Raw genomic sequence first — 21,270 nt, 5'->3', positions numbered from 1 at the left:
TGCTAAAAGTAGCGTATAAAAGGATCATTTTCAAATTGACAATACATTAAGCAATTAAACATGCAATACCAAGGAGTACTAAAAAAAATGCAAACAGAAATTGGACAACCCATTCAATATTATATGCTGTTTGAAACTGATTTTTTAAATGTAAACCAAGTACTTGATAAACAGCTAACTATTAGTTTTATAAAACATCAGTGTCTTAATTGTGGAAATGATAGACCTATCTACAGACAAGGTTTTTGTAGAACCTGTTTTTTTGAAATACCCTCAGCAGGAGATTGGATCATGAGACCGGAACTTAGTACTGCCCATTTGGACAAAGAGGATAGAGATTTAGAATATGAGAAAAAAGTGCAGTTACAGCCACATATTGTGTATTTGGCCAATAGTAGCAATATTAAGGTAGGTGTTACACGAAAAGGACAAGTTCCTACGCGTTGGATCGACCAAGGTGCACACGAGGCCATTGAAATTGTAGAAGTACCTAACCGATACTTGGCGGGAATTACCGAAGTAGCCCTAAAAGACCATGTTGGGGACAAAACCAATTGGCGCACCATGTTGACCAATAACATCGTAGATGAAAATTTAGTGGAATGGCGCGAAAAATTAAAAGTTTATTTACCTGAGGAAGTACTACCCTACTATTTAGCCAGCCGGGAAGAAACCCAACTAGAGTTCCCTGTAATTCAGTATCCTACTAAGGTCAAAAGTTTAAATTTAACCAAAACCCCAACCTATTCTGGAAAATTAAAAGGCATAAAAGGGCAGTACCTTATTTTTGAGGACAACATGGTATTTAACGTTAGAGGAAGCGAAGGGTTTTATGTGGGCATAACCATTAATTAACGGTGTCCTTTTTCTTTTTACCGAATAAACCGCCCAAGACATCTTTTGCTTTTTCCTTAATAGCATTATTACCGCTTTTTGCAGGAGTACTATCTTGTTTAACTGCGGTACTATCTTTAGATTTTGGAGAGGTTAAAATACCTCCAATGATATCTTTTGCCTTTTGCTTGTTTGTGACAGTGTCATTTTTAACGGAATCAGTTTTTTGCTGATTGCCATTTAAAATACCCCCTATCAAATCCTTGGCTTTATCTTTTCCTTTGGTAATTAACTTTTGTTTTTCTATTTCAATTAACTTGGAAGTCAATTGCTTTACACCTGATGTTAAGTCAGTAGACACTTGAGGACTATTATATACGCCACCAATATTAGCCGTTACCGGAATAGTAACATCCTGAAGTGAAGGATCATCAATTTTTGCAATCATTTTGGTAACCTCTGATCCTAAATATTTGGCAGGCACCTGTAATGTTGCCTTGTAATTCAGTTTTTTATCAAAGGTATGGTTACCATCCACATTAATGGCCACATCCTTATAATTAACCGTAAAAGGCTTAACGTTTACAACACCGTCCTTAAAACTAAGGGATGTTTTAAGGTCTTTTAAATTCAACTGGTCTAAATCTATAAAACTCAACTTACCCACTAAAGCGGTAAGTAGCGGTGCAGATTCCGTATCAATATCATCAGTAGCTATATCTGCAAAAAGTTCTCCGGTCAATGACAATAGATTAGGTAATAAATCATCTGTTAAATTACCGGATAAAGAAATATCAGAACTTAGTTTTCCTTTTAAAACCTGGGCTATAGGCGCTAAGGATTTAAAAAGCTCCAATGAACCAAAGGCGTCTTGAATACCCAACTGCTCCAAATCCAATTTCATATTAAAAGTAGGCGTTTCCGATTTAGTGGACACCTCTCCATTGAAAGCCATTTTACCCCCAAAAATTCCTGAAGACATATTTTGTAGCTTGGCCGTTTCATCCTTTATGACCAAAACCCCGTTTACATTGTTCAAAACAATATCATCATAGAGCACTTGTTTGGCATTTGCATTGATCGTAGCATCTAAAAAGGAAGGAATCTTGATCTTATCAGCGCTATTAACTTGCCCTTCACTAGAACTGTCAGATGAGCTTTCGGTCGTGGACGCTTCATCGGCAACCATAAAATCGTTCAAGGCAAAAGTGTTGGACTTAAGATTAAAGCTACCTTCAACATTTTCTTCGTTGAACATAAACCCTAAAAGATTGTTTATAGTCCCGGTAATATCAAAATCTGTTTTTCCTGTTGTACCGTTTAAACTGTTCAATGTTACGGTTTTTGGATTAAAAGTTAACCGTGCCGTACTGAATTTGACCGCATTGGCTAATTCATCTGAATTATACTCAAAATTGTCAACACTAAAATTACCTATTGTATTGGTATTGCCATACTGTTGTTTCTCTACTGATGCCATGTCAAATGCCGTAGTAATATCTGCTTTTAGCATGCCTTTTAAATCATATTCAGCAGGAACAGGATAAGCTTGGGATATATTAGCCAAATTCATTGCCCCATCTACATGCGCCTTCACCTTGGTATTCCCCATAAGTTCACTGATAGTAGAAGTAAGGTTGAACTTATCCTCATCTATCATAAATGACGCCTTATTAATTTCCACATATGTATCTTCTGCAATTCCTGTGGTATTGTTCAATTTAATATCTAAAAATACGTTGCGTACAGCCTTTGGTAAATCTGGATATTTGAAAGATGCATTGTCAGATTTAATAGCAACATTAAATTTTGGAATATGCTTTTCATCCACTATTCCATTAAAATTACCATTGACTACAAATTCACCGGTGGTTGTCACATTCTCTATATTTTTTGAGTAGGTTTCCGGTATAACACCTAAAAAGTTTTTAAAATCAGATGACGGTGTTTTAAACGTTATGTCTATTTCTTGATTGGTATCATTTATTTTTACAAAACCATCAAAGACCAGAGGAAGTTGATTCACCAGCGCCTCATTCTTCAAAAAGGAATATTTATTTTCATTTAGGTCAATACCAATTAAGGCGTCTAGTTGAACTTTATTCTTGTTCAAATAATTTACACTATCCATTTCCAATGAAACCAAGGCTTTGGTATGTGTATCCAATTCTGACGTAACCAAGGATAAATCTCCCGTACCGCTATGTTGAACGTCATGCATCTTAAAAGTTATTCCTGCAGCTTTGTCCGTATAATAAATGCGTGAATTCGTAATATCATAAGCTTGTAGATCAAACGAAAACCCTTCAGTGGCCTGAGATTCTTCTACTGCAGTGTTTTCAGATGCTATAGCAATATCATAATTGGCATTCTCCTGTTCATTTACCACAATATTTAAATATGCCCCGTCTACATTAAAATCATTAATGGCAATGGGCTCACCCGCACCTTTAAATAATTGCATAATGCCCATAGTAAGGCCAAGATTATCTGCCGTAAATAATGTATCACCTTCAAAAGGAGCTTTATTGATTAATACAACCTCCTTAAACTGTACCTCGGCATTTGGAAAGCTACTGATCAAACTTAAATCCGCATCGGCAAAATCTAATGTGGCATTCACATTTTTATTAACGTTATTCTTTACAATATCCCCAATTTTAGCTTCCAAAAAAAAGGGAGCAGCAATCAAAACAGCTACAATAAGAACTACAATTACACCAACAATCTTTATTATTTTCTTACCCATAATATTTTATACTTCTTTTTATAATGGCCTTACAGCCTTTTTAAAAATCCAAGTCTAATTCCTCATTTTGTTTTAGACCAAAACGTTTCCTCATAATATATACGAAGAAATAAAGAATAGGGGTGTCAACAAATGCTATAAATATCTTAAAAATGAATCCACTGACCACCAATCCAAAAAATAGGTTCCAAGGCAATACCTTAAAAACACATAACAAACCAACAACGGTAAACGTATCTAGAAATTGCGATAAAAAGGTGGAGAAATTATTTCTTAACCATAAATATTTACCCTTGGTAAGTTTCTTCCAAAAATGATATATGGCCACGTCTACATATTGGGCCAACAAATAAGCAATCATTGATGCTAAAACAGCAATGGGCGAAAGTGCAAATACCTTGGTGAACAACTGATCATCTATTGGCGAAGAAGCTATTGCCGGCGCCAAATCTGCAACCATTATTATTCCCATAGAAAAGAAAGAGGCAAATATACCGGCGGTTACAATTTGGTTGGCCATTTTACGACCATAAATTTCAGAAATTAAATCTGTAATTAGAAAGGTAATAGGGTAAGGTAATATCCCAACAGAAACCTCAAATAATGACACGCCAAAAACCGTAACATCACCAAACGGATTCCAATAGAAAAATTTTTGAAAAATAAGGTTGGAAACTACCAAGGAGGTTATGAACAATGCCCCAAGATATAAATATATGCGCTGTGCCAGTTTCCTATCCCTTTTCGTCATTCCTTATTTGATATCAAGTGCAAAAGGCATTCTTGCTTGGATTCCTTCTCTTTCTTTAAAAGTTTTTAGTTCCTTTAAAATCATATATGCCTCATCCCCTATCTCATTTTTTATCAAATTTTCCTTTAATTGAACGCTTGCTCCTTCTAGGTCTTCCATAAATCGTTCAAAACCACTCTTGTACTTCGGGAATTTTTTAATGCCATAAGTTTCCAATCCGGCAATTTCGGCAGCCGCTTTAATAGCATCATCTAAATTGCCCAACTCATCGACCAACCCAACTTGCATTGCCTCGGTTCCACTCCATACCCTACCCTGGGCCACACTATCTACTTGGGCCATGGTCAGGTTTCTACCTTGAGACACCCGATCCAAAAAGGTTTGGTACGTATCTTCAATGCTTTCCTGTACTTGGTTTTTAAAACTTTCTTTCATTGGTTCAAAAAGAGAATAGTCTATGGCATTGGCATTGGTGCCTACTTGTTCTGCATTAATACCTATATCCTCCGCCAATTCCGTCATATTTGGTATGGTTCCGAACACTCCTATTGAACCTGTAATGGTAGTTGGTTGGGCAAATATTTTATCCGCTCCTGCAGCAATATAGTATCCGCCTGAGGCCGCAACGTTCCCCATAGAGACCACTACCGGTTTAACATCTTTGGTCAAAGCAACTTCTCGCCAAATAATATCCGAGGTTAACGCACTGCCTCCAGGGGAATTCACCCTTAGCACCACTGCTTTTACCCGCTTATCCTCTCGTGCCTTAATTATTGCTTCATTAATAATACCTTGCCCTATAATATCCGGACCACCTTCTCCATAAAATATTTCTCCTTGGGCAAAAACTATGGCAATCTTATCGTCACCTTTTTTTAATATCTTTTTGTTGGAGTATTTTACATAATCGTCCAATGTGCTATAATTAATATCCTTACTTTCATTAACCCCTAAAGCTTCAGATAACTTTTTCTCGTATTCATCATAAAAAAGAATACGGTCTACCAAACCGGATTTTATGGCATACTCCGGAGTTCTACCACCTAGAGTGTCCGCTATAATATTTAAGTTACTTTCTGTTATGGACCTAGTTCTAGACATATCTTTGACCATAGAATTCCAAAGAGATTGTAGCAATTCCGATAATTGGGTCCTATTGTCCTCACTCATGGAGTTTTGCAAATATGGTTCAACCGCACTTTTGTACTTACCGTGCCTGATCACCTCCATTTTTACACCAGATTTTTCCTGCAAGTCCTTATAATAAAGTACTTCGGTAGACAACCCTTTAAAATCCAACACCCCAACAGGGTTCATAAATATAGAATCTGCAACACTTGCCAAATAGTAATCTCTTTGCATATAAAAATCAGCATAGGCATAAATAAACTTGCCAGTAGATTTAAAATCTTCCAAAGAGTTTCTGATGGCCTGTGTTTGCGCCAAACCGGCAATAATAAAGTTATTATTGATACTTATCCCTTTTATACGATCATCGTTCTTGGCAACTTCTATGGCATGAATTATTTCGTCTAAACCTTGGGACTGTTCAAAAATGACTGAAAATGGGTCCACTTCATTTGTACCCGTATAATCTGAAATTGGCCGTTGTAATTGGAGTTCCAATACAGAATTTTTCTTTACCGTTGCCTCATCCTCACTTGCACCTACCAGACTAATAAAAATCAGGAACATTACGAACAAAATCCCAAAAGCGAACAACGAGCCTAGAATAGATGCTAAAAAATTTCTCAAAAAATTCATGCAAATCTTAATTTTAAATCCACTTCAAAGATAACTAATGTGAATATGTTTTCTTTATTTTGTCCTAACATTATGGGAGTATACAAATCTGCATTTTTATCTATAGGAAGTAATTTAGGGCAACGCGAAATCCTTATACAAAAAGCTATTTTTGAAATTGGAAGACAAGCAGGTGAAATTAGGCAGGTATCTTCCTTATATGAGACTCCCGCTTGGGGTTTTGAAGGCGCAGATTTTCTAAATGCATGTATAGAAATACAGACTACCTTACTACCAACGGACTTATTGGATGCTATTTTAAAAATCGAAAAACACTTTGGGCGCTTAAGAAAAGAAAGAAACGGTTATCAAAACAGAACGCTGGATATTGACATCATCTACTATGAAAAAGAGGTCATAAGCACAGAACAACTTACCGTACCGCACCCTAAAATGCAGGAACGGAAATTTATTCTTAAGCCTTTGGCAGATATTACACCACAGTTTTACCACCCTCTGCTCAATAAGGACACCAGAAACCTATTGATGGAATGCAAGGACAAAAGTTCCATATTAAAGTACCACAAAAAACTATATACAAACAGACATACCTTTTTTTCAAGTCTGGAATATATTGCCATAGAGGGTAATATTGGCGCAGGAAAAACTACATTGGCCACACAAATTTCTGAAGATTTCAATGCTAAGTTAATTTTAGAACGCTTTGCCGAAAACCCGTTTTTACCTAATTTTTATGAAGACCAATCGCGTTATGCCTTTCCATTGGAAATGTCTTTTTTAGCAGACCGGTACCAGCAGTTTACGGAAGACACCAACCAATTGGACCTTTTTAAAAGCTTTATGGTGAGCGACTATGACATTTACAAATCCCTCATTTTTGCAAAAGTGACCTTGCAACAAAATGAATTTGAACTCTACCGAAAGGTGTTCAACTTCATGTACAAAGAAGTAAAAAAACCCAGAATTTACGTATACCTGTACCAGACCACTGCACGATTAATGCAACAAATAAAACAGAGGGGAAGAGATTATGAACAAAATATTGAAATCTCTTATTTAGAGCGAATTAACAGGGGATATTTTGATTTTTTAAAGACCTACCCCAAGGATAATCAACTGGTCATAGATGTAAGCGAATTGGATTTTGTAAGCCGAAATGAAGATTATGAAAACATATTGATGCAGATAGAAAACTTTGCACTTTCCACCGTAGAGTAAGATATTTATTGACCAATTTCTTGCGTAAATGAAAAGGATTTGCTTTATTGCACAAGCATAAGAGCAACTAACTAACTCAAACTATACTCAAAAAACCTGGTCAATGACCAGGTTTTTTTATGCATTTAATTTACTCCAACAGTCCCACACCACAACACCAACACTTACCGCTATGTTTAAAGAATGCTTGGTTCCAAATTGCGGAATTTCCAATACCTCATCACTTAAAGAGACCACCTCTTGTGCTACACCTTTAACCTCATTCCCAAATATCAATACCTGTTTTTTGTTCATTGCGGGCAAATAGGTTTGTAACATAGTAGCATTTTCTGCTTGTTCTACGGCAATAATATGACCGTTTTCCTTTTGCAGTCTTTTGACCAATTCTTTTGTATCTGAGACATATTCCCAATCAACACTATCCGTAGCCCCCAAAGCTGTTTTATGAATATCCTTATGCGGTGGTTGGGCAGTAATGCCGCACAGATAAATTTTTTCGACCAGAAAGGCATCTGCCGTTCTAAATACAGACCCTATATTATTAAGACTACGAATATTATCCAAGACAATAATAATTGGTGTTTTATGGGCACGTTTAAAGTCTTCCACATTTTTTCTTTCCAATTCATCATTTCTAAGTTTGCGCATAATTACCTTGTATAAATTAGGTGAAAGTTTGTGATAAACTTATCCTCAAATATCAACAATCATTTAAAATCCATTGATAAAATCATACTTTCGTGAAGGTGCAAAATTAAGAGATAAAGATCACGTGGCGGATAAAACAAAGACAAAAAAGGTAACCCCTTTAATGAAGCAGTATAATACCATCAAGAATAAATATCCTGATGCATTATTACTGTTTAGGGTAGGGGATTTTTACGAAACTTTTGGAGAAGATGCTGTAAAGGCCTCGCAAATATTGGGAATAATCCTTACCAACAGAAACAATGGCGGTGAACGTACGGAGCTTGCCGGGTTTCCGCACCACTCTCTTAACACATATTTACCCAAATTAGTAAAAGCAGGTCAACGTGTAGCCATATGTGATCAATTAGAAGACCCCAAACAAACAAAAACTATTGTTAAAAGAGGTGTCACGGAATTGGTGACCCCAGGGGTGGCCATGAACGATGATATCCTTCACTCCAAAACAAACAACTTTCTTTGTGCCATTCATTTTGGACGAAAAAAAATAGGGATTTCTTTTTTGGATATCTCCACAGGAGAATTCCTAACATCAGAAGGTAGTGAAGAACAAATAGATAAATTACTCCAGAATTTTTCACCGAACGAAATTTTGATTTCCAAGGTCCATAAGAAGGAATTCCTGGCGTCTTTTGGAAAGAACCATCATTTATTTTATTTAGAAGACTGGGTTTTTCAAGAAGATTATGCACTTGAAAACCTAACGGGCCATTTTAAGACCAATACCTTAAAAGGATTTGGTGTAGACCATTTAGTATGCGGCACTATAGCTGCAGGTGTCATTTTACATTATTTAGGCGAAACCCAACACCGCCAATTACAGCATATATCCAAGTTACAGCGCATTGCAGAGGACGACTATATTTGGATGGATAGATTTACCATTAAAAACCTAGAACTTTACCATTCTACCAATATCAATGCCGTTACCCTTTTGGATGTTATAGACAAAACTATTTCCCCAATGGGTGGGCGTATGATCAAAAGATGGTTGGCGCTACCATTAAAAAACTTGGATAAAATCATAAGAAGACAGCAAATTGTCTCCTTTTTATATGATAATGAAACTACCCTGGATAAATTTCAGCATCATATTAAACAGATGGGGGATTTGGAACGTTTAATTTCAAAAGTAGCAACGGGTAAAGTTTGTCCTAAAGAAGTAGTTCAATTAAAAAATTCGCTCGAAGCCTTAATCCCTATAAAGCAATTGGCTACCGCTTCAAAAAACGAAGCATTGGCGCTTACCGGAGACCAAATACAATCTTGCGATCTTCTTAGGGCCAAAATAAAGGAGATGCTCAGTGAAGATGCCCCGGCCAATTTACTAAAGGGTAGTACCATTGCCCCTGGATTTTCTGAAGAATTGGACGAGCTCAGAAACTTGGCAACTTCTGGCAAGAATTACTTAAAGAATATGCTGGAGAGGGAAACTGCCGCAACAGGGATCACGTCTTTAAAAATAGCCTCCAATAATGTATTTGGATATTATATTGAAGTTAGAAACACCCATAAGGATAAAGTGCCGGAATCATGGACCCGTAAACAAACCTTGGTCAATGCGGAACGTTACATTACCGACGAATTAAAAGAATACGAAGCAAAGATTCTTGGTGCAGAGGACCGAATATTAAGTTTAGAACAACAGTTGTTTTCCCAATTGGTAGTTTGGATGCAGGAATATATTACACCCGTGCAAAATAATGCTCAGCTCATAGCCCAGATTGATTGTCTATGCGGTTTTGCCCAATTGGCCAAAGAAAATTCATACCACTGCCCCGATCTTAATGATTCCACAGATTTAACGATAACCAATGGCCGCCATCCGGTTATTGAAAAACAACTCCCACTAGGGGAGCAGTATATTGCCAACGATTTACTGTTAGACCGCTCCAATCAGCAATTTATAATGATAACAGGCCCTAATATGAGTGGTAAATCTGCCTTATTAAGACAAACGGCGCTGATAGTTCTCCTGGCACAAATGGGAAGTTTTGTCCCTGCTGAAAATGCACAAATTGGTGTTATCGATAAAATCTTTACCCGTGTAGGGGCAAGCGACAATATTTCTATGGGAGAATCTACCTTCATGGTAGAAATGAACGAAACCGCATCTATCCTGAACAACCTCTCTGAACGCAGCTTGGTTTTGTTAGACGAAATAGGTAGGGGAACAAGTACTTATGATGGTATATCCATAGCCTGGGCCATCTCAGAATACCTTCATGAACATCCAGCGCGGGCAAAAACCATGTTCGCCACCCACTACCACGAGCTCAATGAAATGACCAACACCTTTCCACGTATTAAAAATTTCAACGTGGCCATTAAGGAATTGGAGGATACCGTATTATTTCTTAGAAAATTGGTGCCAGGGGGTAGCGAGCATAGTTTTGGAATACATGTGGCCAAAATGGCCGGAATGCCGCAACAAGTAATTCAAAAGGCCAATAAAATGCTAAAAAAATTAGAAAGTACACATGCTAACGGTGAAATTAGCGATCAATTAAAAAATACTTCTGATGAAATGCAGCTCAGCTTTTTTAATCTTGACGATCCACTATTGGAAGAAATAAAAGAGGAAATCACTCATTTAGACATAGATACGTTAACACCTGTAGAGGCATTAATGAAACTAAACGAAATCAAACGATTGTTGACGAAGAACAAGAAAGCCACTTCGTAAAGTTTTTTTATTTCTTTTGCTTAAAATTACTTTGGTTTTTGCAGAATTGTATTAAATTTGCACCCGCATCTTTTAGGAGATGCACGTTCATTAAAATTGCGAAAGTAGCTCAGGGGTAGAGCATCACCTTGCCAAGGTGGAGGTCGCGGGTTCGAATCCCGTTTTTCGCTCAGAAATTATCGTTAAACGATTTTTTTAGTTACTACCAAAATTGGCTCGAGTGGTGGAATTGGTAGACACGCCGGACTTAAAATCCTGTGCTCTTTGGGGCGTGCGGGTTCAAGTCCCGCCTCGAGTACAAAAACCCTTGTTAATCTTTTGATTTTCAAGGGTTTTTTATTTAATCATAATTTGAGCTTTAAAAGTTATTTGGTAACACTATCTTTAAACTAGAATTAGGGTAGATGCTAAAAAACATTTTAAAGATCACGGGAGGCATAGTAATAGCGTTATTGCTCGTAATCATTATTTGCAATACCATTATTACCCATACTACCGAGGATAGAACCTTCTTTGACGTACAACAAATACCTTCTAACAGGGTTGGTTTAATCCTTGGCACATCAAGCAGGCTAACAAACGGCTCTTCAAACCCTTATTATACCCACCGGATCAATGCAACAGTTGCCCTGTACCAAGCCAATAAAATAAAATTTGTATTGGTAAGTGGAGATAACGGAACCATTTATTATAATGAGCCGGACACTATTAAAAAAGATTTGATAAAAGCGGGCATACCAGAAGATGTCATCTTTCTGGATTATGCCGGGTTTAGAACACTGGATTCCATGGTGCGCGCCAAATTTATATTCGGATTGGAAAAAGTAACGGTCATTTCCCAGCAATTCCATAATGAACGTGCCATTTATATTGCCCATCAAAAAGGTCTGGATGCCATTGGGTTCAATGCGCAAGACCTATCTACATCTCAAGGAATTAAAGTTCAGTTTAGGGAATATCTGGCCAGGGTCAAGGTATTTATAGACGCTCTTCTAAACACCCAACCTAAATTTTATGGTGAACCTATAGAAATAAAATAGGTTTTTTAAAGCTTCAATTAAATAGTTTACATTTATGGACACCAACCAACATCGCACAACGTGTCCAAGACAAGAAAACTGCTTCGCAATCTAGGCCCAGGGTTATTATTTGCCAGTATGGCCATTGGCACTTCCCATCTGGTTTTGTCCACAAAGGCAGGAGCTCAATACGGATGGCTCATGGTCATTCCTATAATTATGGCCAATATCCTAAAATATCCTTTCTTTGAATTTGGTGTTCGCTATACCAGTATAACCAATAAAACCCTTATAGAAGGTTATTTAAATAGAGGTAAGGGCTATTTATGGTTTTACGCGGGAATTACCCTATTGACCACCTTTACCATTTTAGCCGCCCTGTATACCGTTACGGCCGGTTTGTTCATTAATCTTTTCAATATTGACCATAGTTCCGTTGCTACTGTGGCATTATGGTTGTTTATTCTTATAAGTGCATTACTAATTTTCGGCAAGTACAAGTTTCTTGAAACCAGTTTAAAATTTGTGGTAAGCATCTTATTTCTTGCATTGATGATTACAACAGCATTGGTCCTTTACCAAGGGCCGGTTGCACATGCCCCAGGTTTTGAACCTGACCCCATATTCAATGAAGTTGGAATATTATTTTTGATTGGACTAATGGGGTGGATGCCTACTACTGTTGAAGCTTCTAGTTGGGTAAGCCTTTGGAGTATTGAAAAGTGGAAAAATCAACCGAAACCCAGTTTAAAAGAATCATTACATGAATTTAATATAGGCTATACAATTACCGGTATTTTGGCCATATTCTTTATGATTATTGGTTGGTTTACACTGTATGGAACCCATACGGAACTTAGCAATAATGCCGTAAATTTTGCAGATCAGATCGTACGTTTATTTACAGAGCATATTGGGTCATGGGCCTATATGTTCATAGCTATATCTGCCTTTGCTACCATGTTCAGTACATGCATGACGGCACATGATGCCATTACCAGGGTGAGTTTGGATACTATTTCTTTATTAAAGGGAGATGATACAGGTAAGGAGCAGAACAAAAAATTGTATTTTTCTATTGGCGTTATTTTCTTGGCCATCGTCAATTTTGTGGTCATTTCCGCTTTTAGCGCAAACATGGGCAATCTTGTTGCGTTGGCCACATTTGTTTCCTTTGTCGTGGCCCCTATAATTGGTTATATGAATTTGAAAAACGTTACCAGCAATGATATAGCACCCCATTTAAGGCCAAGTAAATACTTGAAGTTATTGACGTATTTAGGAATTATTTTCTTATCCTGTTTTTCGCTGTATTATTTTTATATCATCATCTTTTAATATGGCCTACCCTTACTTATCCACTACAACAATTAAAGTACGTTCATTTTGTTTATGAAGAAAATCCAAACAATATGCGCCATTGGTGCAGTTGTTCTTTATTTTTTCTTCTCCAAAACCGACCACATCAACAATATTATTGGGACTTACCCCTTTTTCTATCAAATAATTTTTAATGGTATTGGCCCTATCTGTAGAAAGCCTTTTATTGTAGGCACTACTTCCCCTACTGTCCGTATGGTTTTCTATCACCATTCTTAAATTAGGAAAGTGCATAACGGCATCAACCACTTTATTAAGCTCCTTTTCTACTTGAGCGTTCATGGTTGACTTTCCTTTATCAAAATAGAATTTATCTAGTTTTAAGATAGTTTTGTCTTCTTTATTGGTCAATAAATCTTCAAGTTTAACCAACCCCATATTAATTGATTTGTTTTGAAGATCTTCCATACCCTCTTCTGAATAGGTGGTAGCTAATTGAGAATAGCCTTCCTTAGAAGTCTGTACTGTAATTTGACTTGACCACGGCACCTCAATTCTGTAATCCCCATCCGTAGTTGAAGATGTTTCCTTTAACACTTCCCCATCACCATCCAACAATTTTATACTCACCTTATCTAGTCCCACCTTATTTGTTAAATTGACCACCTTACCTTTAAGGGTAAATGTTTTTAAACCAGGAGTATTGTTTAAACTGAATCTATAAAGATCATCACCACCTTTGCCCCCAGCTCTATTTGATGAAAAATAACCCGTTAAATCATTATTATCCCCTTCTTTGATAATAAAACCAAAGTCATCCGCTACCGTATTGATACCGCTCCCTAAGTTAACCGGTATGGTATATGCATCACCATCCAATATATTGGATTTATAGATATCCATTCCGCCAAATCCATAAAAAATGTCAGATGAGAAATATAAGCTACCGTTATGGATATAGGGTGATATTTCATTACCTGGGGAATTAACCCTTGGCCCCAAATTTTTAGGTGCAGAAACTATTTGACCATTGTTGGTATATACAAAATACAAATCTGTACCGCCATAACTATCATCAAAATTAGCAGCAAAATATAAACGACCTGTTTTATCGTCTAAAAATGGATAATAAAAAGAGGTACTTAAATCCTTCAATAAAAACCTAAATTTTCCATTATCCCTTAAAATACCAATGGCCAATGCATTTTTTCCATTTTCATCATAAGCAAGTTCTTCGTTCTCGGTATTGGAAAGTATGTAATAAAACGATGCGTACTTTTCTGAATAATATGGAGTAGATTTATGAAATTTAGAATTAGGAATCTGGTCAAAAACCTCAACATCTACCAGCTCACCATCTGCACCGAACTTACCGAAATAAATATCTAAATACGACTCACCGGAAGGTTCATATACACCTTTAGATTTTTGAAGCCTACTACTTGAAAACAACAACCCATCTTTATAGAATGCGGGTGAAAAATCGCCCTGTGCACTGTTGGCCCCAATACCACTAATTATAGTGTTACTGTTATCCGTAGCAATCTCCATAAGACTGAAATTAAATTCTGCATTCTCAAGAAGTTCAGGAGACAACTTGTCCGCCTTAGATCTAAGGAACGTTTTTACCCTATCCCGTTCAGAATTCTTACTTAGGCTCTGCAACAATTTATTAAATTGATTTACGGTCATTATGGTGTCATTCTTATTGACTTCCAAGTACAACTTAGAGGCGTCATCAAATTTACCCGTTTGAAAATAAGCATCGGCCAGATTCAATAATTGTCCGTTAGCAAGGGTTCTTTTAGCCATCTCACTCTTATATTCCGCAATCGCTTTTTCATATTGGTAGGCATAGAATAAATCATCTGCCTTGGATTTTTTATTTTGTCCCAATAATAGCAATGGAAGAAAAAATAGTATTGTTATGAATTGTTTATAGTTCATTTTCGTTCACTTTAAAAGAATCTAGGTGAATCAATTTGTTTAGGTTTGCCCTTAGCATTTTTATCTTTATCACCGCTGTTTTTGGAAGAACCGCTCCTACCAATGTAGAATTTTAAGATAACCTCATGAGAGCCATTATTAAATTCCCCCAATAAATTGGTGTTATAATCATATGAATATCCTAGGAAAAGCGAATTGGAAACCTGAAATCCGGCCAAACCGCTAAACGCATTATCCAAACGATACGAAGCACCCGCCGTAACTACATCGGAAATTAAAAAATTAGTGGATAAATTTAAGTTAATGGGAGAACCTTGAATGGAATTTACTAAAAAGGCCGGCTTAAATTTTAAATTATCGGATAAATTAAAAACATACCCCCCTATAAAATTAAACTGAATCTTATCTTCAACAATGGCCGCAACATCATCATTATATACACCTTCCGTCAAGAAGTTGGGTACAGACGCCCCCAAGTACCAATCGTCTGAATAAAGAAACGCCCCTGCCCCTACTGTAGGGTAGAACTTGTTTAGCATTTCTTCATTTAAATTCTCACCAGGATTTTCAAAGGTCCCTTTTGAAAAATCGACATTTAAGAAACTACCTCCGGCGTCCACACCAAATGAAAGCTTGGTTTCATCACTTACCATAATCTGGTAGGAGTAGGAGATATCCGCATAGGTTTGTGACATAGGGCCTAATTGATCACTTATTACATTTAATCCCAAACCAACCTTTTCATTATTTAAAGGTAGGTTGGCACCAAAACGTAAGGTTCTAGGAGCACCTGGTATATCTATCCATTGCGCCCTGTATAGTGCAGACAACTCCGGATTTTCTACAGTACCCACGTAAGCGGGGTTAAAACTGCCAATATTATACATGTATTGGGTATACTGCGGCTCTTTTTGTGAATATGCATTAAAGCCTAAAAGACAAAATAGAAGCAGTACAAGTGTATAACCCTGTGTATTTAAGTTATAATCCATAATTTATTTTATCTAATAAGCTGTATCCAACCCTTATCTATAGTTGGGGGTTCATTATTAATGCTATAATTCATAATATAAAAATAGGTTCCTTTTGGTACTTCCTTACCCTTATAGGTACCGTCCCAAACATCTACATCATTTATCTTCTCCGTCTCGAACACCAAATTCCCATAACGATCATAAATTTTGATTTTATATTGCAGATTTACCTCTGTCCGCACTCCGGTATCCGGATCTATCTTAGTACGATTGATACGTAAAACTTCATTCTGATTGTTTCCATTTGGAGAAAATTGATTAAAAAGGACCCCGGGTTCTGCCTCCGTCTTATTAATGACCTCCACATCAACGGTGGCTTCATTGTTCAATGGATTACCATCTCTAGGAAAAGAGGAAACAATGTTTGCGGTATTGGTAAATACTCCTATTTCAGGTACTCTTGCCCTGATGATCAAACGTGCTGTTTCTTCCCTGTTTAATGTAGGAATGTTCCAATTACCGGTAGCTTCATCATAGGTTCCGTTAAAATCCGATGCTGCAGAAACAAATTCAAATCCGTTTTCAATTAAGATTAAATCATTGACAACAATATTTGTGACAACATCTGACTCTGATATATTGGTCACCCTAATAATAAACTCGACCTCATCACCAACCAGTACTTTATCTGGGCGAGCTTCTTTTTCAATTTTAAGATCTACACCTTCTGGAGCTTCTGTATTCAAGATAACGGTTGCCTCATCATTTGCCGGGTTATTATCCGTAGGGATGGACTCCAATAAGGTGGCCGTATTTGTATATGGCCCTTCTTCCGCAACTACAACTGTTATGGACAGCTCTGCGGAAAGACCAGCTTCCAATTCTGCAATATTCCAATTCCCTGATATTTCGTCATAGTCTGCAGAACTTGCAGAAACAAAATCAAAACCAAGTTCCAAAAGGTCACCGACTACTATGGCTCTTGCCATTCTAGTTGACAAATTGGTAACTAAAATGGCAAATGTTATAGTGTCGCCCACCAAAGCATCTAGATTGTCCACACTCTTTAACACCTCCAAATCAATGGGGTCGTCACAGTCAGGCGATTCGACCGGATCACAAGGGTCGTCAGGATCAGAACCATTGGTCTGTTCGTCCAAATCGGAAATTCCATCACCATCCGTATCACAACTACCATTAAACCTATTGGGTATACAGGGGTTATCGTTGGCTGGATCTTGTTGATCGTTCACCCCATCATTGTCCGAATCTTCAGTATTGGAATCCAACGCATCTATAATACCATCATTATCTTCATCTAAAGGGTTTTCAATATCCGGTCCTACTTCATCACCATCATTAATACCGTCACCATCCGTATCCGGATTATTGGAATCCGTTCCCAGACTTACCTCTTCCCCACCCAAAAGTCCGTCATTATCATCATCGCTCTCACAATCGCTAACCGTGACCGTAACATCTACAGATGGGTTTAAACAAGGGGCGGTAGAGTTAGTTGTCGTAAACCTAAATATATATTCACCTGAAGCTAATCCTTCAAAATTGACCTCATTGGTAGAATTGATATTAATATCATCTTCCGGTCCAGATACAAAGATCCAAACCCCTGCATCTGCATCCGTTAGGGTAGTATCCAGATCCAATTCAGTAAGTCCGTTTGTCGCCAAATTACATATAGATGCATTCTGTTCCGTTCCCGTGCTTGCCTGTACCCCAACCCGGGCAATAACTTCTTGACGTTCCGTAGCACAGCCATTTTCCGTAGCTTCTACAAAATATGACCTTGTTGCATTTAAACTGGGCGTGGTAAATGTTTGTCCAAAGGCAATAGGCGTGTCAGAGTCAATGGTATCATACCAATTTACGGAAGCACCTTCACTAGGCTCCGCACTTAATAAAAGTGTACCTGGCCCGCAACGTTCATTACCCGCAACATTGATAAATTGTGGAATATCATTTTCAACTATCTGTACTTCTATGGTACCACTTGCACAATTATTGTCCGCGTCATAAAAGAATCCATAATAAGATGCCGGTGCATCTATACTTTGAGCTTCTGCGGGTGATAAATGGGAGTCCGTATTCAATGGATCGGAAACCCTACTCCATGTCAATACGGTACCATTGGGAGCTTCAGATTGTGTATAATCGAACAAATTGGCTACAAATCCATCATCGCTTCCTACTTCTACGCAATAGATCATGGAAACGGAAGGGTCTAAAATAGGCGCCGCTACACAATTATCATCATCATTGATCGTACCAGTAGCCGTTCCTCCATTGGCCCTCTGTACATTGTTGGACGGTAGTCCCAACTGCACTGTAAAGGTTTCCGTTTCTTCTAAAAGCTCGTCATTGATAATAGGCACTACAATTTGCAACGTTTCATTAGCCGTACCTGTAAATGTTAAACTACCACTTACGCCTTCATAATCGGTACCTCCACCAGTTGCTGTTTCATCATCAAAAGAATAACTAACGGTAGTACCACCTACCACAGCTAGATCCAATACTACATTAAACAACAATTCCCCAGAAGCTACATTTTCATTTACCGTTGCATTTGATATGGTTAAAGTGGCTTGATCGTTATCCTCAATAATCACTGTAGCGGAACGTGATGCAACACTACCCAATTCATACCCAGTACCATCTTCAAGTGTAATGGTAACATCTTCAGATTCTTCCTGCAATTGATCATTGGTAGGGGTAATAGTAATAACGGCCGACTGTGACCCGTTGGGAATTACCACCGCATTACCGTTTATTTCAGTGTAATCTACACCATTGGTGGCCGTACCACTTATGGTATAATTAACCGTTATGGCACTACCCGTATTATTTGGCGAATTAAGATTGATCGTAAACTCTCCGGTTGCCAGACTACCGTTACTTTCAGCTGCCGTATCATCAGAAGCTGTAATACGTGCAATATTGGCATCATCACTTATAATGATAACCGTGGCATTGTTCTGTGCAGCAATAGTATAATCCGCACCAGGAGATATCGTCAAAATGACGGTTTCGTTATTTTCAATATCACTATCGTTGATCGGTGCAATAGTTACCGTTGCCGTACGCTGATTATTAGGGATAGATACCGTACCACTTAAATTACTATAATCCAAACCTTCCGTAGCGGTGCCGGACATGGCATAATTTACAGATACTGGACCTCCCGTTTGATTTACTGCGCCTAAATCTATCGTAAAAACACCGTTGGAAACCGGATTTTCATTGGCAGAAGCCGTTGTGGACTGCACACTGGCCTCAAAGGCATCATCATCATCGTTAATTACCGTAACATTGGCTGCATCACTACCATCCAATGCATTATAATTGGCATCCGTTGAGGTTACATTTCCTGTAATTATTGTGTATTCTATATCTCCGTCTACAGCAGTATCATCAACTCCTGTTACGGTAACCGTTGCCCCCGTTTGCCAATTGCCAGCGTTCAAGACCACATTAGCCGGCACTGTACCTTCCGTATCATCACTACTGCTTAAGGCTATGGTAACCGGTGCGGTTGGCTCTGAATCTAAAGTAACCAAGAAGGTAGCCGTTGTGCCATCTTCAGATGTATTTCCGCTAATAGTTCCTACATTAATGCCAACAGCATCATTGTCATTGTTGACAACCGTAACATTGGCTACATCTGCACCCGTTAACCCATCATAATTTGGATCATCTGAAGTAACATTCCCCGTATTAATGGTATAGGTGACATCACCATCTACCACATCATCATCTACTCCGGTCACCGTTACGGTAACCCCTGTATCCCAACTAGCTGTTGGAATAGTGATAGATGCCGGAACAGTACCTTCCGTAGCATCTGAACTGGACAATAATATGGTAACCGGATCTGTGGGTTCCGTGTTCAAGGTTACGGTAAAACTTGCCGTATCCAAATCCTCACTGGTATCGCCACTAATATTAGTAACGGTAACACCTGGGATATCATCATCTATGATAGTGACAGTCCCAGAATCGTCATCTCCAATTTCAAAAAGGGGACTACTTGGTCCTGCATCTAGACTCGTAATGGTCAATATTACCGTTTCGTTTCCTTCTACATCAGTGTCGTCTATAGCCACTATATCCACATTTCTAAAATCCCTACCCTCTTCAATAATCAATGTACCACTAACGGCCTCATAATCATCTCCGGCGGTAGCCGAACCTGTAATACTATAACTCACGGTTAGGTCTTCGCCCGTATCGTTATCTTCGCTGAGCTCAATCCTAAACCTACCATCTTGGCCAGATCCATCCTCATTTACATTTGGTCGTTCGGAAACTACATTTACTTGAATGAAATCATCGTTTAAAATAGTACCTTCTGCAGTATCTCCAACAATCACGTTAGTGTTTGTCGCGCTTGAAAGTGTGACAGTAAAAGTTTCATCTTCCTCAACCACTGTATCATTTCCCGTTCGAACAAGTACTTGTTTATTGGTTGCCCCAGCTTCAAAAGAAATAACTTGACTATCTCCATCATAGTCCTCTGGAAAATTTATAGCTGTATCACCCTTATCAGCAGTCCCTCCACCAAAATCTACATTTACCTCATAATCATATTGAACTGGTGGTGAAGCAACAATAGTGAAAACTAAACCCTCACCTTCAATTTCTTGTTCATCATCAATACTTAACTCTGCGAAATCATCATCTAATATAATAACTGTTGCCTCGTCATTTCCACTTAATGTATAACTTGGATCAGGAACAAGCTTTATGTTAACCGTTTCCGACCCCTCAACTAAAAGATCCTGAGCTTCTGTAGAAACATTTATTAAAGCACTTCCGCCTGATAATCCGTTGTACGTTACTTCAACCTCGCCACTTAACTGTACATAATCTACCCCAGGTGTAGCAGTACCAATTTCAACGTCGTATTGTACTATGATAGTACCTGATGAAAAAGAAGGGGCTACCGAAACTCTAAAACTACCAGGTGTAGTGCTACCTTCATTGGCGTTCTGGTTATTATCAACAGAAACATTTTGAGCTGAAACATTTTGAGAAAAAACTCCCAAAACCAGTATTCCAAAAACAAATAGATGCTGCTTAAACCATTTAATGAACCGAAACTTCAACAGACTCTTATATATATTCATTTTCATAGCATTCATTATCTAACCCTACACTATAATTGAGAAAGTTCTAAATTCTACAATCAAAAAAAAAGGGTCTCAATATTACGAAAAAATCAAGGTAAACCCCTCACAAACAGTTGAAAAAAGGATTTTTGGGTTAAACGGTATTTCCGCCTC

The 21,270-nt window shown here is 37.9% G+C and carries 12 protein-coding genes and 2 tRNA genes; 7 read left to right on the top strand and 7 right to left on the bottom strand.

What is annotated here, in order from left to right:
• Positions 1–60 precede the first annotated feature (60 nt).
• Entirely contained in the window at positions 61–855 is a 795-nt protein-coding gene (locus ABVM52_RS11165) for a DUF2797 domain-containing protein (protein WP_405380496.1), read from the top strand.
• Here the strand turns inward: ABVM52_RS11165 and ABVM52_RS11160 are convergent.
• Genes ABVM52_RS11160 through sppA form a run of 3 tightly spaced genes read right to left on the bottom strand, consistent with a single transcriptional unit; the run spans position 848 to position 6,098 of the window.
• Complete coding sequence (locus ABVM52_RS11160) at positions 848–3,583, bottom strand: AsmA-like C-terminal region-containing protein (RefSeq protein ID WP_405380494.1); 2,736 nt, start codon at positions 3,581–3,583, stop codon at positions 848–850. The two genes, ABVM52_RS11165 and ABVM52_RS11160, sit on opposite strands and share 8 nt — an antisense overlap.
• A gap of 40 nt (positions 3,584–3,623) precedes the next feature.
• A complete protein-coding gene (locus ABVM52_RS11155) occupies positions 3,624–4,334 on the bottom strand; it encodes a queuosine precursor transporter (protein ID WP_405380492.1) in 711 nt (236 codons plus the stop codon).
• Between the two features lie 3 nt (positions 4,335–4,337).
• Positions 4,338–6,098 carry a signal peptide peptidase SppA gene (gene sppA, locus ABVM52_RS11150; RefSeq protein ID WP_405380490.1) on the bottom strand — a complete coding sequence of 587 codons (1,761 nt, stop codon included), beginning with the start codon at positions 6,096–6,098 and terminating at the stop codon, positions 4,338–4,340.
• A 72-nt stretch (positions 6,099–6,170) separates the two neighbouring features.
• Between sppA and folK the strand changes: the two genes are divergently transcribed.
• Positions 6,171–7,316, top strand: a complete 1,146-nt coding sequence (gene folK, locus ABVM52_RS11145; protein WP_405380488.1) for a 2-amino-4-hydroxy-6-hydroxymethyldihydropteridine diphosphokinase — start codon at positions 6,171–6,173, stop codon at positions 7,314–7,316.
• A gap of 117 nt (positions 7,317–7,433) precedes the next feature.
• Here folK and ABVM52_RS11140 read toward each other — a convergent pair whose 3' ends face one another.
• Positions 7,434–7,964 (bottom strand): RNA methyltransferase, encoded by a 531-nt coding sequence (locus ABVM52_RS11140; protein ID WP_405380486.1) that lies wholly within the window; start codon positions 7,962–7,964, stop codon positions 7,434–7,436.
• 163 nt (positions 7,965–8,127) lie between these two features.
• Here ABVM52_RS11140 and mutS point away from each other — a divergent pair, with 163 nt between their 5' ends.
• The 5 genes from mutS (at position 8,128) to ABVM52_RS11115 (ending at position 13,067) form a co-directional block, all read left to right on the top strand.
• The gene (gene mutS / locus ABVM52_RS11135) at positions 8,128–10,710 is read left to right on the top strand and encodes a DNA mismatch repair protein MutS (protein WP_405385120.1); all 2,583 of its coding nucleotides are present in this window, start codon (positions 8,128–8,130) and stop codon (positions 10,708–10,710) included.
• A gap of 98 nt (positions 10,711–10,808) precedes the next feature.
• Positions 10,809–10,880: transfer RNA gene (locus ABVM52_RS11130), tRNA-Gly, on the top strand.
• Between the two features lie 44 nt (positions 10,881–10,924).
• Positions 10,925–11,008, top strand: a tRNA-Leu gene (locus ABVM52_RS11125).
• 106 nt (positions 11,009–11,114) lie between these two features.
• A complete protein-coding gene (locus ABVM52_RS11120) occupies positions 11,115–11,750 on the top strand; it encodes a vancomycin high temperature exclusion protein (protein WP_405380484.1) in 636 nt (211 codons plus the stop codon).
• 60 nt (positions 11,751–11,810) lie between these two features.
• Positions 11,811–13,067, top strand: a complete 1,257-nt coding sequence (locus ABVM52_RS11115; protein WP_405380482.1) for an NRAMP family divalent metal transporter — start codon at positions 11,811–11,813, stop codon at positions 13,065–13,067.
• Positions 13,068–13,079: 12 nt separating this feature from the next.
• Here the strand turns inward: ABVM52_RS11115 and ABVM52_RS11110 are convergent, their stop codons facing one another.
• Genes ABVM52_RS11110 through ABVM52_RS11100 form a run of 3 tightly spaced genes read right to left on the bottom strand, consistent with a single transcriptional unit; the run spans position 13,080 to position 21,120 of the window.
• The gene (locus tag ABVM52_RS11110) at positions 13,080–14,996 is read right to left on the bottom strand and encodes an OmpA family protein (RefSeq protein ID WP_405380480.1); all 1,917 of its coding nucleotides are present in this window, start codon (positions 14,994–14,996) and stop codon (positions 13,080–13,082) included.
• An 11-nt stretch (positions 14,997–15,007) separates the two neighbouring features.
• On the bottom strand, positions 15,008–15,988 hold the full coding sequence (locus ABVM52_RS11105; RefSeq protein ID WP_405380478.1) for a type IX secretion system membrane protein PorP/SprF: 981 nt from the start codon (positions 15,986–15,988) through the stop codon (positions 15,008–15,010).
• A gap of 8 nt (positions 15,989–15,996) precedes the next feature.
• Positions 15,997–21,120, bottom strand: coding sequence for a Calx-beta domain-containing protein (locus ABVM52_RS11100; RefSeq protein WP_405380476.1), 5,124 nt, complete (start codon positions 21,118–21,120; stop codon positions 15,997–15,999).
• Positions 21,121–21,270: the final 150 nt, after the last annotated feature.

Origin of the sequence: Maribacter sp. LLG6340-A2, from assembly GCF_045057105.1 — a bacterium.
In the GTDB taxonomy this organism is placed as follows: domain Bacteria; phylum Bacteroidota; class Bacteroidia; order Flavobacteriales; family Flavobacteriaceae; genus Maribacter.
This window is presented reverse-complemented; position numbering and strand designations above follow the sequence as displayed.